This is a genomic window from Streptomyces sp. NPDC034103 (assembly GCF_055575395.1).
On record NZ_JBVISS010000001.1, the window covers coordinates 439,184 to 455,746 of the forward strand.

The 16,563-nt window shown below is 72.8% G+C and carries 12 protein-coding genes; 3 read left to right on the top strand and 9 right to left on the bottom strand.

Going from position 1 to position 16,563, the window contains the following annotated elements:
• Positions 1 to 78 precede the first annotated feature (78 nt).
• Positions 79 to 2,157: a SpoIIE family protein phosphatase gene (locus tag ACZ56U_RS01955; RefSeq protein WP_469082276.1), complete on the top strand. Its 2,079-nt coding sequence runs from the start codon at positions 79 to 81 to the stop codon at positions 2,155 to 2,157.
• Between the two features lie 130 nt (positions 2,158 to 2,287).
• Here ACZ56U_RS01955 and ACZ56U_RS01960 read toward each other — a convergent pair whose 3' ends face one another.
• The 9 genes from ACZ56U_RS01960 to ACZ56U_RS02000 form a co-directional block, all read right to left on the bottom strand.
• On the bottom strand, positions 2,288 to 3,355 hold the full coding sequence (locus ACZ56U_RS01960) for a LacI family DNA-binding transcriptional regulator (RefSeq protein ID WP_469082066.1): 1,068 nt from the start codon (positions 3,353 to 3,355) through the stop codon (positions 2,288 to 2,290).
• A gap of 156 nt (positions 3,356 to 3,511) precedes the next feature.
• Positions 3,512 to 5,827, bottom strand: coding sequence for a beta-galactosidase (locus ACZ56U_RS01965; RefSeq protein ID WP_469082067.1), 2,316 nt, complete (start codon positions 5,825 to 5,827; stop codon positions 3,512 to 3,514).
• Complete coding sequence (locus ACZ56U_RS01970) at positions 5,827 to 7,590, bottom strand: glycoside hydrolase family 35 protein (RefSeq protein WP_469082068.1); 1,764 nt, start codon at positions 7,588 to 7,590, stop codon at positions 5,827 to 5,829. Before ACZ56U_RS01970 ends, ACZ56U_RS01965 begins: the two co-directional genes overlap by 1 nt.
• A gap of 85 nt (positions 7,591 to 7,675) precedes the next feature.
• Positions 7,676 to 8,890, bottom strand: a complete 1,215-nt coding sequence (locus ACZ56U_RS01975; RefSeq protein ID WP_469082069.1) for an MFS transporter — start codon at positions 8,888 to 8,890, stop codon at positions 7,676 to 7,678.
• Between the two features lie 403 nt (positions 8,891 to 9,293).
• Positions 9,294 to 10,538 carry a nitrate/nitrite transporter gene (locus ACZ56U_RS01980; RefSeq protein ID WP_469082070.1) on the bottom strand — a complete coding sequence of 415 codons (1,245 nt, stop codon included), beginning with the start codon at positions 10,536 to 10,538 and terminating at the stop codon, positions 9,294 to 9,296.
• Positions 10,539 to 10,783: 245 nt separating this feature from the next.
• Positions 10,784 to 11,191 (bottom strand): peptide-methionine (R)-S-oxide reductase MsrB, encoded by a 408-nt coding sequence (gene msrB / locus ACZ56U_RS01985; protein WP_469082071.1) that lies wholly within the window; start codon positions 11,189 to 11,191, stop codon positions 10,784 to 10,786.
• A gap of 24 nt (positions 11,192 to 11,215) precedes the next feature.
• The gene (murC, locus tag ACZ56U_RS01990) at positions 11,216 to 12,604 is read right to left on the bottom strand and encodes a UDP-N-acetylmuramate--L-alanine ligase (RefSeq protein WP_469082072.1); all 1,389 of its coding nucleotides are present in this window, start codon (positions 12,602 to 12,604) and stop codon (positions 11,216 to 11,218) included.
• Positions 12,605 to 12,723: 119 nt separating this feature from the next.
• A complete protein-coding gene (locus ACZ56U_RS01995) occupies positions 12,724 to 13,197 on the bottom strand; it encodes an indole-3-glycerol phosphate synthase (protein ID WP_469082073.1) in 474 nt (157 codons plus the stop codon).
• A gap of 130 nt (positions 13,198 to 13,327) precedes the next feature.
• Complete coding sequence (locus ACZ56U_RS02000; protein ID WP_469082277.1) at positions 13,328 to 14,086, bottom strand: pyrimidine reductase family protein; 759 nt, start codon at positions 14,084 to 14,086, stop codon at positions 13,328 to 13,330.
• A 328-nt stretch (positions 14,087 to 14,414) separates the two neighbouring features.
• Here ACZ56U_RS02000 and zapE point away from each other — a divergent pair, with 328 nt between their 5' ends.
• Positions 14,415 to 15,521, top strand: coding sequence for a cell division protein ZapE (gene zapE, locus ACZ56U_RS02005; RefSeq protein WP_469082074.1), 1,107 nt, complete (start codon positions 14,415 to 14,417; stop codon positions 15,519 to 15,521).
• A gap of 459 nt (positions 15,522 to 15,980) precedes the next feature.
• Positions 15,981 to 16,559 (top strand): carbonic anhydrase, encoded by a 579-nt coding sequence (locus ACZ56U_RS02010; protein WP_469082075.1) that lies wholly within the window; start codon positions 15,981 to 15,983, stop codon positions 16,557 to 16,559.
• Positions 16,560 to 16,563 lie beyond the last annotated feature (4 nt).

Below are 16,563 nucleotides of genomic sequence, written 5' to 3' on the forward strand. Positions count from 1 at the left end.
GAACTCGACGGCGCGCTGCGTGAACTGCTGGGCGCGGCGCACCCCGCCCCCGACGGCAACCGTGTCCTCCTCGCCCCCCTGACCGGCACCCGGGGCGTGGTGGGCGTGGCCGTGTTCCTCCGCCGCCCCGACCGCGAGGCCTTCGGCGCCGCCGATCTCACGGCGGTCGGCGAGCTCTCGACACACGTCGCCCTCGGCGTGAGCGAGGCTCCGGCGGACGGGTCCCGCACACGGGCTCTCGCCGACGGGTCCCGCACGACGGCTCTCGCCGACGGGTCCCGCACGACGGCTTTCGCCGACGGGTCCGGGAGGCCCGGCCGGACCGAGGGAGCGCTTCCATCGCCCGCCGCCGCGGACGCCGTGCCCCCGCTCCCCTCGCGCGCCGCCCCCGACGCCCTTCCCCCGCTCCCCTCCCGCGCCGCCGCCGACGCCCCGCCCTCCACGTCCGCCGCGGTTCCCATGCCGATGCGCCAGGACGGGGACCGGCTGCGGTTCGCGGGGGCCGCCACCCGGCGGATCGCCCGGGGCATCGACCTGGACGAGATTGTGATGGGGCTGTGCCGGGCGACCGTACCGACCTTCTCGGACGCGATCCTGGTCTATCTGCGCGACCCGCTGCCGGTCGGCGACGAACGCCCCACCGGACCGCTGGTGCTGCGACTGCACCGCACGGACCGGATACCGGAGGAGGCGGACGACGGGGCCCCGCGACCGGGCCCGCGCGCGCTGGACGAACTCGTCGCCGAGCGCTGCGCGGTGCCGACGGGCGGCGCGCTCGCCGAGGTGCTGCGCGGCGTACGCCCCGTCTTCACGGACGCTTCGGCGGCCGACCTCGCCCTGCCCGAACTCCTCGGCAAGGAGGGCGAGTCGCTCGTCCCCGCCGACCGGCACGCCATCCTCGCCCCTCTGCGCGGCCGCCGCCGCGTCATCGGCGCCGCGCTCTTCCTGCGCACCCCGAACCGCCCCGCCTTCGAGCAGAACGACCTCCTGATCGCCGCCCAACTCGCCACCCACAGCGCGCTCGGCATCGACAAGGCGGCCCTGTACGGCCGGGAGGCGTACATCGCCGACGAACTCCAGCGCGCCATGCTCCCCGAGACCCTCCCCCGCCCCACCGGGGTCCGGCTGGCGTCCCGTTACCTCCCGGCCGCCGAGACCGCGCGGGTCGGCGGTGACTGGTACGACGCGATCCCCCTGCCCGGCAGCCGGGTCGCGCTGGTCGTCGGTGACGTCATGGGCCACTCCATGACCTCGGCCGCGATCATGGGCCAGCTGCGGACCACCGCCCAGACCCTCGCCGGGCTCGACATGCCGCCGCAGGAGGTGCTGCACCACCTGGACGAGCAGGCCCAGCGGCTCGGCACCGACCGCATGGCGACCTGTGTGTACGTGGTCTACGACCCGGTGGCCCACCGGATGACCATCGCCAACGCCGGTCACCCGCCACCCCTGTTGCTGCACCCGGGCGGCCGGGCCGAGGTGCTGCGGGTGCCCCCGGGCGCGCCCATCGGGGTCGGGGGCGTGCCCTTCGAGGCGATCGAGCTGGACGCCCCGGCCGGCGCCACTCTGCTGCTCTACACCGACGGCCTGGTGGAGTCCCGTATCCGGGACGTGTGGAGCGGCATGGAGCAGCTGAGGGAGCGACTCTCCGCGACGGCGAAGCTGACCGGCCCCGACCGTCCGCCGCCGCTGGAGGCGCTCTGCGACGACGTGCTCGACATGCTCGGACCCGGCGACCGGGACGACGACATCGCGCTGCTCGCCGCCCGCTTCGAGGGCATCGCGCCGAGCGACGTGGCGTACTGGTTCCTGGAGCCCTCGGACGCCACCCCGAGCCGGGCCCGTCGCCTGGTCCGGCGCACCCTGACCCGCTGGGGCCTCGATGAACTGAGCGACACCGCCGAGCTGTTGGTCAGCGAGGTCGTCACCAACGCCGTCCGCTTCGCCTCCCGGCCCCTGACGCTGCGGCTGCTGCGCACGGACGTCCTGCGCTGCGAGGTCACCGACGACGAGCCCCGGCTCCCGGTGCTGGGACAGGCACGCGCCACGGACGAGGGCGGGCGGGGCCTGCTCCTGGTGAACAGGGTCGCCCGGCGCTGGGGGGCCACCCGGCTGAGCGGCGGCAAGGTGGTGTGGTTCGAACTCGACCGCCCCTGACCGGCCGCGGCCCGCGTCAGGGCAGCGGCGACCCCGTCCAGATGATCTTTCCTTCCGGGGTGTACCGCGTCCCCCAGCGCTCGGTCAGCTCCAGCTCGACCGTCTCGAAGGGCATCCCGCCAAGACCGTACTAGCCCCGCGCAGGGCGTCCGCAGCTGCGGCGGACGATGAGCTCGACGGGGATCACCGGTTCCGGGTGCTCCTCGGCGCGCCCGTCCATACGGTCCAGCAGCAGCCGGAGCGCACGGGTGCCGATCTCGGCGAAGTCGGTGCGCACGGTGGTCAGCGGCGGCAGCAGATGAGCTGCCTCGGGGATGTCGTCGTAGCCGACGACACTCACGTCGTCGGGGACCCGGCGGCCCGCCTCGTGGAGGGCGTGCAGCAGGCCCAGGGCCGTCTGGTCGTTGGAGGCGAAGACCGCGGTGACCTCGGGGCGCCGGGCCAGCACGCGCCCCGCCTCGTAGCCGGAGTCCGCGCTCCAGTCGCCGACGAGGAGCTCGGGGATCTCGGCGCCGGCCGCCTTCAGGGTCCCCCGCCAGCTCTCGATGCGCTGGTCGGCGGAGGTCCAGCCGGCGGGTCCGGCGATGTGCCACACCGTCGCGTGCCCGAGCCGCAGCAGGTGCTCGACGGCCTTGCGGGCGCCGGCGCGGGAGTCGGCGGTGGCCAGCGGGGTGGATCCCCTGACCTCGTTCTCCAGGACCACCAGGGGCGTGTCGAGCCGGGTGTCGGCCAGCGCCCGCCCCACCCGGTGCTGCGGCGCGATGGCGATGACCCCGTCCGCTCCCTCGGCCGACAGCCGCTCCACCGCCTCGGCGACCGTGTCGTGGTCGGCGGTGTCGTCGAGGGCGATGGAGCTGAGCAGATACCCCGCTTCCTGGGCGGCGGTGTTGATGGCCGTCAGGATGCTGGCGGGTCCGTACCGTGCGGCGTCGAAGGTGATGACACCGAGCATCCGGGTCCGCCCGCTGGCCAGCGAGCGCGCGCTGCGACTGGGCCGGTACCCCAGAGTCCGCATGGCCGCCCGCACGGCCTCCCGGGTCTCGGGCCGGACGGCCGGGTGGTCGTTGAGCACCCGGGACACCGTCTGCTTGGACACCCCCGCCAGCCGTGCCACGTCGTCCATGACCGGCCGCGCGCCCGCGAAGTTGCGTCGACTGCGCCCCTTGGGGGCGGGGGCGTCGGCGGCGCGAGGGGTCATCGGGGGCACTTTCTCACGAGGGCGACGGCTGGGCCTCAGCATAGGTCGCGAGCGCCGGGGCAACGACGCCCTCAGGGACGGGGGACCGTATCGCGCATCCGGCTCAGCCGCGTCGGCGCGCGCGTGAACGCGCCCTGCGCGCCCGCGGCCGAGCCCTCACCGCACGGCCCAGCGGCGCGTGGTCACCAACTCCACCCGCTCGACGCCCGCCCTCCTCCACCCCTCCGCTGCCTGCGGCAGGACGTACACGGCGGCCGCGTCGGGCGCGGGCGACACCCGCAGCCGCAACGGCCCCTCCGGCAGCCGGTCCAGCCCGATGTCCCACACCCGGCCCGAGAAGAACTGGTCGGCGACAAGGACGTCCCCCACATACGCCCGCCCCACGTCCCCGCTCCAGTGCACGCGCAGCAGCGTCCCCGGCGGCACCTCCCGCGGCAGGTCGACCCGGTACTCCGCGGCGACGGCGTCGAAGTGCTTGTCGTCCGGGGCGCTCGCCCGCCCCTGGACCCCGGTGACCGGCTCGGGCGCGGCCCCGGCGGGTCGTACGAGCGCCACCGACGCCTCACCGGCGGAGGTGCCGTCCGCGTCCAGGGTGTACCGCGCGACACCCGGTTCCCCGTCCGGTGCGGGGAACACGGCGAACGTCGGCCGCTCGGTGACCGCGTGCAGCCGCATCTCGCCGTGGTCGAAGACCACCCCGCCCTCGGCCAGCACCAGTCGCTCGGCGCCCCACACCACACCCCGGTACGCGGTGCGCGCGGTCGCCGCGTCCAGGACCAGCAGCCCGATCCGGCCGCCGTCCGCGCTCTCCACCTCGACCAGGGCCTCGGGCCCGGGGCGCAGCCCGGTGACAAGGACCCGGCCGTCGGCGTACCCGACGTCACCGGAGGGCGTGGACACCGAGCCCACCGTCCGCTCGTCCAGGGCGAGTTCGGGTGCGATGCCCTCGGCGGCGGCCAGCACCAGCACGGTCCGGTCACCGTCGGCCACGGTGCACACCGGCTGGGCCGTCGCCCACTCCAGCCGCACACCGGCCACGTCGAGGCGCAGCGGCCAGCAGAAGACGGCACCGGGCGGGACGGTCACGGGAGCGCTCGGAAGGCTCAACGGGCCGCCCCGCGCGAACTCCACGGTGAACGACGTCCCCGGGTGGTCCGGCAACGGCTCGTGCGGCTGGTGGTTGTTGACGAACAGGAACCCCGTGTCGCCGTCACTGCGCACGGCCCAGCGCAGGGTCTCGCGGTCGTCCTGCCCGCGCGGCCGCTCCTCGGGCAGCACGGACTCCATGGGCGCGATCCGATGCCCGAAGTCGGCCAACAGCAGGTGCTGGAGCCGCAGTTCGTCGTACGTGTCCCGGTACTGCCCGTACTCCCCGAGCGGCGCCTGGAAGTCGTACGTCAGGACGGGCAGGTCGTTGGGGTAGCCGGTGGCGTGGGACTCCTGGAGGGAGGTCAGTTCGCCCTTCGGGTTGGTGCCGCCGTGGAACATGTAGTAGCCCTGCCACACCGAGCCGCACCCGATCTTGGTGAGGCCGAGGGCGGCGATGTCGGCGGCGTCGACCCGCGGGCGCCGGTGGTAGGAGACCGCCATGCCGCCGCCCAACTCGCAGGTGGCCCAGGGGAACCGGTCGGCGAGGGCGTCGGGGGCGCTGCCGCGCACGCTGCCGAGCGGGCGCAGGTCGGAGCCGATGCCCTCGTCGTCGCGCTGATGGGTGAAGAAGAAGTGCTTGCGGCAGGTGTCGGGCCAGCCTCCGTCGGCGTCCGTCCAGAAGGCGTCGGTGTAACCGCCGTACAGCGGAAGCAGTTCGTCGGGCGGCAGTTGGACCCCGCCCCAGGCGGTCGACGTCCACAGCGGCGCGCTCAGTCCGGCCTCCTGCGCCATCCGCTTGAGGGTGAGCAGGTGGCCGGGCCGGTCGTAGAGCTCGTTCTCGATCTGGACGGCGACGATCGGGCCGCCGTGGGCGCGGTCGAGGCCGCGCAGCTGCTCGGCGATCGCCGCGAACCAGGGCCGTACGGCGGCCAGGTAGACCGGGTCGTCGGTGCGGGGTGCGCCGTCGCGGGCCAGGACCCAGTCGGGCAGACCGCCGTTGCGCACCTCGGCGTGCACCCAGGGGCCGGTGCGGGGGATGAAGTCCAGGCCGTGGCGGGCGCAGAGTTCGGCGAAGCGGCGCAGGTCGAGGTCGCCGTCGAAGCGGACGCGGCCCTCGATCTCCTCGTGGTGGATCCAGATGACGTAGGCGGCTACGACGGTCACCCCGCCCGCCTTCATCTTCAGCAGCTCCTCCTCCCACTCCCCGGCCGGAAAGCGGGAGTAGTGGAACTCGCCGGAGACGGGGAACCAGGGTCGGCCGCCGCGGGTGAGGTAGCGGCTGGTGACCTCGATCGGGTCGGGCACGCCCGGGGCGTCGGTGAAGGGGAGGTGGCCGGTGAGCGGGGGTCCGCTGGGTGCGGGCACTCGCAGGTGGTGCGGCATCAGAACGTCTCCGGTCCGAGGTCGGGGGCGTCCGTGAGCTGGGCCCGGGTGCCGGTGGTGCCGTGCAGTTCGAGCAGGACGAGCTCGTTGGGCCCGGGGCGCAGGACCGGGGCGGGCACGTACAGGGTGTGCTGGGGGCCGCGGTTCCAGTAGCGGCCGAGGTGGAAGCCGTTGACCCAGGCCTGGCCCTTGGTCCAGCCGGGCAGGGCGAGGAAGGCGTCGGCCGGTTCCGCCACCTCGAAGGCGCCCCGGTGGAAGGCGGGTACGGAGTCCGTGGCCGCCTGCGACGGGGTGAACGGCAGGGCGGTCAGGTCGGTGAGGGGCAGCGGGTGGTTGTCCCAGCCGTGCAGGACGGTGCCGTCGAAGGAGACGGCGCCGAGCAGGCCCTTGGGAGCGCCGATGCGGGGGCCGTAGTTGACGCCGCCCATGTTCTCCACGAGCACCTCCAGCGTCGCGCCGGGGCGGGGCACGTGGACCGGCAGGGTCTCGTCGTGGTGGCGGCGTTCCAGGACGCCGACGGGGGCGCCGTCCAGGAAGACCTGGGCCCGGTCGCCGACGCCGCCCGCGAAGTGCAGCAGCCCCTGGCCGGCGGTCGGGACGGTGGTCCGGTAGAGGGCGTAGCCGGAGCTGAGACCCAACTCGTCCATCGTCGCCGGGCCTTCGGTGTGCAGCGGCTCGGCGAGGGCGCCCGCATGCGTGAGCAGGGGGGAGCGATGGGTCAACTGGACCGCCGTGGCGGGGAGTTTGGGTCCGGGGGCCGGGGCCGGCTCGTCGGGGACGGGCGCGTGGCGGGCGATGACCTCGCGGAAGGCGTGGTACTTCGGGCCGGGGTCACCGGACTCGGTGAGCGGGGCGTCGTAGTCGTAGGAGGTGACAGTGGGTTCGTAGGCGTGCTTGTGGTTGGCGCCGTTGGTGAAGCCGAAGTTGGTGCCGCCGTGGAACATGTAGATGTTGACGGAGGCGCCCGCCGACAGCAGCCGGTCCAGGTCGGCGGCGGCGTCGGCCGCGTCCCGGGTGTGGTGCGGGCCGCCCCAGTGGTCGAACCAGCCGATCCAGAACTCCGCGCACATCAGCGGGTCCTCGGGCCGGTGCGCGCGGTACTGCTCCAGCGCGGTGTCGATCCGTCCGCCGAAGGTGCCGGCGGTCAGGACGCCGGGGAGGCTGCCGGCGGCCAGGTGCTCGGGGATGGCCTGGTCGCAGGTGAACAGGAGTTCCTCCACGCCCCGGTCCCGGAAGGCCTGCGCGAGGTGCTTGAGGTAGGCGGTGTCGTCGCCGTAGGCGCCGTACTCGTTCTCCACCTGGACGGCGATCACGGGTCCGCCGGCCGCGGCCATGTGCGGCAGCAGCGGGGGCAGCAGCAGATCGAGGTAGCGGTCGATGGCGCCGGTGAAGCGCGGGTCGGAGCTGCGCAGCCGGATGTCGGGGTCGGCGGTGAGCCAGCCGGGCAGTCCGCCGCCGTCCCACTCGGCGCAGATGAACGGGCCCGGCCGCAGCAGCACGCGCAGGCCCTCGTCCTGGGCGAGACCGAGATAACGGGGCAGGTCGAGGAGGCCGTCGAAGACCAACTCGCCGTCCGGGTCGGGCTGGTGGGCGTTCCAGGGAACGTAGGTCTCGACGGTGTTGAGGCCCATCAGCCGGGCCTTGCGCAGCCGGTCCGCCCACTGGTCGGGGTGGACGCGGAAGTAGTGCATGGCACCGGAGAGGATGCGGAACGGCTCGCCGTGCAGCAGGAAACCTCGGGACGTCGTCGTCAGTGCGGGCATGCGGAGCTTCCCTTCCCTACAGGTGGGTCCGTACAGGTGGGTCCGTACAGGTGGGTCCGTGCAGCTGGTTCCGTGCGGGTGGGATTCAGTCGGAGCGGATACCGCTGCCACGGGGGCTGCGGGTGCTGTGGGTGAGCCAGAGGGTCGCCGCCAGGCACAGGGCCGAGACCGCGCCGAGGATCAGGGGTACGGCCTCGACGTCCGACCACTCGATGGCCTTGCCGAGCGCCGGTCCGGCCGCCACCCCGCCCACCATCGAGGCGGCGATGACCAGGGCACCGGCCCGGCGGGCGCCCGGGGCGGCGCGGTGCAGCCAGGGCAGCCCGGTGGGAAAGATCGGCGCGATGAACAGACCGACACCGGCATACGCGTAGGGCGCCAACTCGGCGATGGACGCCAGAAGGAGACAGACCGTCATGCCGGCGCACGACACCGTGATGATCGTCTGCGCCGTGAAACGCAGCGCGAGGGGCGCCGTCAGGAACCGGCCCACGGTCATCATCAGCCAGTACACGGAGGTGGCGGTCGCGGCGGCCCCGGCGCCGTAGCCGACCGTCTCCAGATGGGTGGGCTCCCAGCCGCCGACCCCGGCCTCGATCCCGACGTGCAGGACGTACAGCGCGACGAACACGGCGAGCACCGAACCGAGGCTGCGACCGAGGACGGCACCGGGGTCGGGGGCCGCCCCGGACGGCTGGGGCACCTTGTCCCCTACCCCCTTCAGGCACAGCAGCAGCGGCAGCTCGGCCAGCGCGAGGGCGAGGAAGACGGCCGGGTAGTGCTCGGCGCCGACCACGCCGATCAGCGCCGGGCCGAGGATGGCGCCGACGCCGAAGTGGGCGTTGAGGATGTTCAGCATGGCCGTCGAGCGGTGCCCGAAGCCCACGGCGAACAGCTGGTTGAGGCCGTAGTCGATACCGCCGAAGCCGAGTCCGGCCAGCAGTGCGGCGGCGAGGGCGAGGGGCCAGTCCGGGGCGAGCGCGAAGCCCGCCGCCCCCACGGCCATGAGCAGGTACGAGGCCCCGAGGATCCGCCGGTTGCCGATCACCCCGTAGCACCGGTCGAACAGCAGCACCCCGGCGACCCCGCCGACGAAGTGCGCGCTCAGCCCCATCCCGGCGGCGGACGGGGACAGCCCGAACTCCTCGCGGAAGGCGGGGATCGCGGGGCCGTACAGGGCCTGGAGCGCGCCCATCAGTACGAAGCCGACGCACGAGGCGACGACGGCGGCCGGGCTGAACGCCGGGGCTTGGACGACACGGGTCTCTCGCAGCACGACAGAAGATGTTACCGGTAACATCGAGGCCGTCAAGATTGCGGACGGCATGCGATCGGCCTGTCCGCGGGCGGCGTCGACGACCGACACCTGTCCGCCGCCCGCGGCTCCTGCCCCGCTACCGGCGGAGGGCCCCCTCCCCCACTTCGGCGGAGTCCCGCGCGGCCCGCGACCACGAGGAGCCTGGGGCGGAGGTGGCCGGTGCCGGAGGCCGCGCCCTCGCCGGACCGGGGGTAGCCAGTACCGAAGACCGCGCCCTCGCCGGACCGGAAGTGACCGATGTCGAAGGCCGCGCTATCGCCGGGCCGGGAGTGGCCAGTGCCGGGGGCCGCACCTTCGCCTGGCCAGGAATGACCAGTGCCGAAGACCGCGCCCTCGCCGGGAATGGCCGGTGCCGAGGATTGCGCCCTCGCCGGTCCCGGGTTCGTCAGCCCGGGACCCGCTCCTTCTGCCCGGTCCGCGCCGCCGGTGCCTGGTCGCGGCCCGCGTCGCGCATCCGGCCGTAGGCGTAGACGCAGCCGGCCAGGGCGAGGTCGGACAGGAGCATGAAGCCGATGGAGTACGAGTCCTTGGCGCTGTAGACGGCGCCCATGACCAGCGGCGGGACGAAGCCGCCGAGGCCGCCCACCGCGCCGACGATGCCGGTCACACTGCCGACCTGCGGCTGCGGGGTGACCCGGGCGACCAGCGCGAAGACCGCCCCGCTGGTCGCGCCGAGGGCGGCCGCCATCACCAGGAGGCAGACGGTGGCGCCCGGCACGAGGACCGGGTCGAAGGCCTGCAGGGCCGCGAGGATCGCCACCGCGCCCAGCGCCCAGGCGGTGACCACGGCCGGGTGGACACGGTCCGACAGCCAGCCGCCGATCGGCCGGAACACCACGGCGACCAGGGCGAACCCCGCGGCCCTGGTGCCCGCGTCGGTGGGGTCGAGCTCGTACCAGGTCTTCAGGTACGTGGGCAGGTACACCCCGAACGCCACGATGCCGCCGAACCCGACCGCGTACAGCGCGGACAGCTCCCACGTCACCCGCAGCCGCCCGGCCTGGCCGAGCCGCGTGGCGAGCGGGGTGGAGGGGACGGGGCGGTCCGGACGGTCGTTGATGAGGAAGTACGCCAGCACCGCGTACACGGCGAGGGCGATCGCCAGGACGAGGAAGGGGAGGTTCTCGCTGTGCCGGTACATCCGGGGGGTGAAGTAGCCGGACAGGGCGACGCCGCCCATGCCCATCCCGAAGACGCCGAGCGCGCCGCCCCGCCGCCTGGGCGGGAACCACGAGTTGACGAGCGGGACACCGATGGCGAACGTCGTACCGCCGAGGCCGAGCACGAAACCCACCGCGATGAGCGCGCCGTAGGAGTCGTGGGCGGGGATGAGCAGCAGCACCGGCACGATCGTCAGGGCGCTGGTCAGCGGGAACATCACCCGCGCGCCGTAGCGGTCGGTGAGGGCGCCGACGGGCACCCGTCCGAGGGAACCGACCAGGACGGGCACGGCGACCAGCAGGGACTGGGCGAACGACGTCATGTGCAGCGTCTCGTCGAGGTTCCCGGCCAGGGGGGCGATCAGGTTCCACGCCCAGAAGGTGAGCGTGAAGCCGACGGTGGCCACCACGAGGTTGCGCCAGGCGGCGGCGGTAGGACGGTCGTCGCCGGACATCGCCACGTCGGTCATGCGCGCTCCCAGACTCCGTGATCCCCCGTCCATGACGGCACGGCCGCGGGCAGCGAGCAACTCGAAGGGGGGCGGTTCGGGGCGACGGACGGCCCGGGGCAGCCGCGGGGACCTCTCTGTCGAACCCGGGCCTGTTCAGGGCGGGGCGGGGGCAGACACACCCGCCTTACGCCCGACGACGTACGGAAGTGATCCGGCCCGAGGCCGAGCGACCCTCGCCCCCAACCCCCGCCCGGCCGGTGACCTCAGCCCTCGACCGGCGTCAGCCGCAGCGAGATGCTGTTGATGCAGTAGCGCTGGTCCGTCGGGGTCGGATACCCCTCCCCCTCGAACACGTGCCCGAGATGCGACCCGCACCGCGCGCACCGCACCTCGGTCCGCACCATCCCGTGGGAGCGGTCCGCGATCAGCTCCACGGCGTCGGTGTCCTTCGGGTCGTAGAAGCTCGGCCAGCCGCAGTGGGACTCGAACTTCGTGGTGGAGGTGAAGAGTTCGGCGCCGCAGGCGCGACAGGAGTAGACGCCCTCGGTCTTGGTGTCGGTGTACTCACCGGTGAAGGCGGGCTCGGTGGCGGCCTGCCGCAGCACGGCGTACTCGGCCGGGTTCAGCTCCGCACGCCACTGCTCGTCCGGCTTCTCGACGTCGTACGCCATGATGCTCAGCCCCTATCCACTGCTCTACTGCGCGAGACGGTCCAGGATGCGCGGTCCGAGGTCCGTGACATCGCCCGCGCCCATGGTGAGAACGAGATCGCCCGCCTTCGCCATTCCCGCGACCAGCGCCGGCACGTCCGCCTTGTCGTGAACCGGCGTCACGTCCGCGCCCGCCGCGCGCGCGGCCTCGATGATCAGCTCGCTCGTCACGCCCGGGATCGGGTCCTCGCGGGCCGGGTAGATCTCCAGGACCAGCGAGGCGTCCGCCAGGGCGAGCGACTGGCCCATCTCCTTGCCCAGCTCCTGGGTGCGGGAGAACAGGTGGGGCTGGAAGACCACCAGGATGCGCGCGTCGCCGGCGGCCGCGCGCATGGCCTCCAGGTCGGCCGTCATCTCGGTCGGGTGGTGGGCGTAGGAGTCGATGACCTGGACCCCGGCCACCTCGCCCTTGAGCTGAAGACGCCGCTTCACGCCCGTGTACGCCGCGAGGGCGGTCGCCAGTTCCTCGGCCGGGACGCCCAGCGCGACGCCCGCGGCGAGGGCGGCGACCGCGTTGTGGGCGTAGTGGCGGCCGGGGACGGAGACCGTGAAGGTCAGCTCCCGCCCTTCGAGGAGAACGGTGACCTCGCTCTTCAGACCCTGGGGCGCCACCGACAGCACCCGGACGTCGGCGTCCGCGGCCTCCCCGTACGTCACCGTCCGCACCGAACCGGCCACCCGGCGGGTCAGCTCCCGGGCGCCCTCGTGGTCGGAGGAGATCACCAGCGTGCCGCCGGGGACGATCTTCGCGGCGAAGGTCTCGAAGGACTCGTAGATCTCGTCCATGGACGCGTAGTTCGCGTGGTGGTCGAGCTCGACGTTGAGGACGATCGCGACCTCGGGCGCGTACTTGTGGAAGCTGCGGTCCGATTCGTCGGCCTCGGCGACGAAGATCTCGCCGTCGCCGTGCAGCGCGTTGGAGCCGGGGGCGTCCAGGTCGCCGCCGATCGCGTACGACGGCTTCAGGCCCAGCTCGGACAGGGAGACCGCCAGCATCGACGTGGTGGTCGTCTTGCCGTGGGTGCCCGCGACCGCGATCGGGCGCAGGCCCCGCATCAGGGCGGCCAGCGCGTCGGAGCGGTGCACCACCGGGATGCCCAGCTCGGCCGCGCGGGCCAGCTCCGGGTTGTCCTGGCGGATCGCGGACGACACGACGACACAGCTCGCGTCGTCCGCGAGGTGCTCCCTCGCGTGCCCGATGTGCACGGTGGCGCCCAGGGCGCGCAGCGCCTCGGCGGTCGCCGACTCCTTGGCGTCGCTGCCCGCCACCTTCGCCCCGCGCTGCGCGAGGATCTTCGCGATGCCCGACATTCCGGCGCCGCCGATGCCGATGAAGTGCGGTCGGTCCATGGCGGTGGGAAGGCCGGGTGCCATGCGTGTCTCCCTGTGCGTGAAAGGTGGGGCTGACGTTCAGCGGCCAAGCCTATGCCGAGCCACCGACAGGCACGGGCAGGCGGCCACACCCGCACCGTCCGCCGCCACGGCCGCCGCCGCTACGCCTTGCTGTGCGAGAACAGCTTCAGCACCGGCACCCCCACCTTGTGGCGGGCCCGCGAGGCCCAGTCCCGGTGGAAGAACTCCTCGACGTAGTGCGGGTCGGTCAGCACGATCACCTCGTCCGCCCCGACCTCCTCCACCAGCGCCTTGAGGGAGTCCAGCGGGTGGTCCTCGATCAGCCGCCCCGCGGCCGCGCTGCCGGAGGCGCGCAGCGCCACCAGGGACACCTCCAGGGCCCGCTCGCCGAAGGGCTTGGCGGCGTCGCCCTCGGGCACCTCGTGCTCCTTGGCCGCCTCGTCCAGTTCGCCCAGCGCCACGTCGTCGATGGCCCGCAGCAGGCGGTCGGCCTGGTCGCCGCGCGGCTGGAGCAGTACGTGGAAGGAGACCTGCTCGTCCCCGTGCAAGGTGGTGACGAACTCCACGTCGGCGGACGTCAGGGCCTTCTCGATCATCAGTACGCTTGTGAACACCGCGCGCCCCTTCTGCAAAAACCATCCTGCCCCGTGATCTCACGGGGCCCGAGAGCAGTGTGCCCGTCGGAAGCTAAACGGAACGATAGATTCCGCCGGTTTGAAGACCGGCGGTATCACTGAACGAGTCTCAAGTGCGCTGGTAGCGGCCGAAGAGAAACCCCTCCTCCTCCAACAGGGACACCAGTGCGAACCGTTGCGGAACCGCGACGGCCGGGCCCCCCGCGATGCGCTGCGCGTCCCCGACGGTGAGCATCGGGGAGAGGGTCAGACAGAGCTCGTCCAGCACCCCGGCGGCCACGAACTGCCCCAGCAGCCGCGGGCCGCCCTCGGTCAGCAGCCGTGTGAACCCGAGTTCCACGAGCGCCTGTACGGCACGGGCGGGCTCGACGCCCATGCCGTCGCCCGCGATCACCACCCGGGCGCCCGCCTTCTCCGCCGCGGCGACCCGGTCGGGTGCGGCCGCGGCGCCGGTCAGGATCAGGGTGGGCACGAGCGGGGAGGTGAACAGCGGCAGCGTGAAGTCCAGTTCCAGACCGGCGCTGACCACCGCGATCGCCGCCGCGGGTCCCTGTCCGGCCGCCGCCCTGCGCTCCGCGAACTCCGCACGCGCGCGTGCGGGCCGGTACCCCTCCTGCCGTACCGTTTCCGCGCCGACGACGATCACGTCCGCCAGCGCCCTGAGCGTCCCGAAGATCCGCATGTCGGTCGCGTTCGAGATGGGCTGCGACTTCCCGTCGTGCTGAGCGGCGCCGTCGAGCGTGGACACCATGTTGGCCCGCAACCAGGGCACCGGCGCCCCTCCGTCTGCGGGCTCGGGATAGGCGTAGGCCTCGGCCAGTTCGTCGAGACTCCACTCCCGCCCGACCGCACCGGCCCCGCGGAGCAGCCCCGCACCGGCCCCCGAGAACGACGGACCGCCGGTCGCGGCAGCGCCACCCCCGCCCTCGACACCGGCATCGGTACCGGCCCCGCCCGTCACGGCACCACCGGAGTCTGCGCCCGCGATCCCGGGCCCACCGTCGAGTCCACCTGAAGCACCTGAAGCATCACCCCCGTATGCCCCGCCGGAGCCGTCTGTCACTCCACCACCGGCTCCCCCGGCCCTCCCGGGCCCCTCGGCTCCCCCGCCGGAGGCCCTCGTCGCTGTCTGGTCGGTCACAGGGAACAGGCGTCGCATGTCGTGCAGTGTGGCACGGCGCTTAGCATGGGGAACCGTGTCGTCCTCCTCCGCCGCCTCCGGGGCCAGCCCGATAGCAGACGCGGCCCCCCTGTCCCTGTGCGCCCGCGAGCCGCACGTCCCCGCGGACCGGCTGGTCGCCGAGATGGTGCCGCCGCCGCGGTTCGACTCGGTCCGCTTCCGCACGTACCACCCGGACCCTGACCAGCCCAGCCAGACCGAGGCCGTCAAGGTCCTCGAGGCCTTCGCGGGCGGTCTCGGCGGGGCGCACGCCGTCGGGAAGGGCAGGCGCGGCTTCCTCGGGTTCGGCAGGGGCAAGGCGCCCAAGACGCCCGCCGGCCCCCGGGGTGTGTACCTCGACGGCGGTTACGGCGTCGGCAAGACCCACCTGCTCGCCTCCCTGTGGCACGCCACCCCGGCGGAGCCCGCGCTCAAGGGTTTCGGGACCTTCGTCGAGCTGACCAACCTCGTGGGCGCCCTGGGCTTCCAGAAGACGGTCCAGACGCTCTCCGGCCACCGCCTGCTGTGCATCGACGAGTTCGAGCTCGACGACCCCGGCGACACCGTCCTGGTCTCCACCCTGCTCGGCAAGCTCGTGGACGCCGGTGTCGCCCTCGCCGCCACCTCCAACACCCTGCCGGGCAAGCTCGGCGAGGGCCGCTTCGCGGCGGCCGACTTCCTGCGCGAGATCCAGGGCCTGTCCGCCCACTTCCGTCCGCTGCGCATCGACGGCGAGGACTACCGCCACCGCGGCCTGCCCGAGGCCCCGGCGCCCTTCTCGGAGGAACAGGTCACCAAGGCGGCGTACGCCACCGAGGGTGCCTCGCTCGATGACTTCCCCCAGCTGCTCGACCACCTCGCGCGCGTGCACCCGAGCCGGTACGGCGCGCTGACGGATGGCCTGAAGGCGGTGTGCCTCACTGACGTGAAGCCGATCCCGGACCAGTCCACCGCGCTGCGGCTCGTGGTGCTCGCGGACCGGCTGTACGACCGTGAGGTTCCGGTTCTGGCATCCGGACAGCCGTTCGACCAGCTCTTCAGCGAGGAGATGCTCAAGGGCGGGTACCGCAAGAAGTACTTCCGGGCCATCTCCCGGCTCACCGCGCTGGCCCGTGACGGTAAAGCACTCGTCAAGCCCGCCTAATTCACGAACTCCCCCAGGTCAAGAGCCGGTTCGCGCCAGCCGACCTACCTTTTCAGGCTCTCTTCAGCCGGAAACCTTAAGTTAACCCTGCAAAGAACTTTGCAGGGTTAACGTGTTTCTTGACCAGGCGTTGACCAAGCCTTGGTGTGCTCGTGAGTCATGGATTACCGGGAGGAGGAGGACGCATGTCGCGAGACGTGACGGCACAGACCGTGCTCCCATCCCTCGTCGACCCCCTGTCGACCCTCTCCTTCTTCGCAATGACGGCATCGTTCGCAAACGCGCACACGGTCAGTGATGCTTCGACCAAAGCTCAGCGGCATCGCAGATCCAGAACGACGACAGCCGACTCTCCGGCCGCACTTCACGCCTTCCGCGGCTGAAGAGGAGCGCTGTTCCCCCCCACCTGTCGTGCAAGCCCGACGCGCCGCTGCAGGCGCGCCAGGAGGAGTCACCACTATGCAGCCCCTCATCGACAACGCCCGCCTGTTCGGACAGCGCCCTGAGGAGTTCGCCAAGCTCGCAGAAGGCCAGTCCCCACAAGTCCTCTTCATCACCTGCTCGGACTCCAGGGTCGTCCCGGCCCTGATCACGGGCGCCGGCCCCGGCGAGCTGTTCGAACTCCGCACCGCCGGCAACATCGTCCCGCCGTACACCCTGGAACGCCCCACCAGCGAGGCGGCCACCATCGAGTACGCCGTCGAGGTGCTCGGCGTCAACGACATCGTGGTCTGCGGACACTCGCACTGCGGAGCCGTCGGCGCCCTGGTGCGAGGCGACGACCTGACCGCCGTACCGGCCGTGCGTGACTGGCTCACGCAGGCCGCGCCGCGCCCCGCGGGGGCGGTCGAGGACCCGACCGTCGCCGAGGGAGTGCAGAGCCACGTGCTGACGCAGCTGCTGCGACTGCGCTCCTACCCGTTCATCGACAAGAAGGTGAAGGACCGTCAACTGACCCTGCGCGCCTGGTACTACGAGGTGCACACCGGGGCCGTCCGGGAACACCGTTCGGCCACCGACACCTTCGAGGCCCTGTGATGAC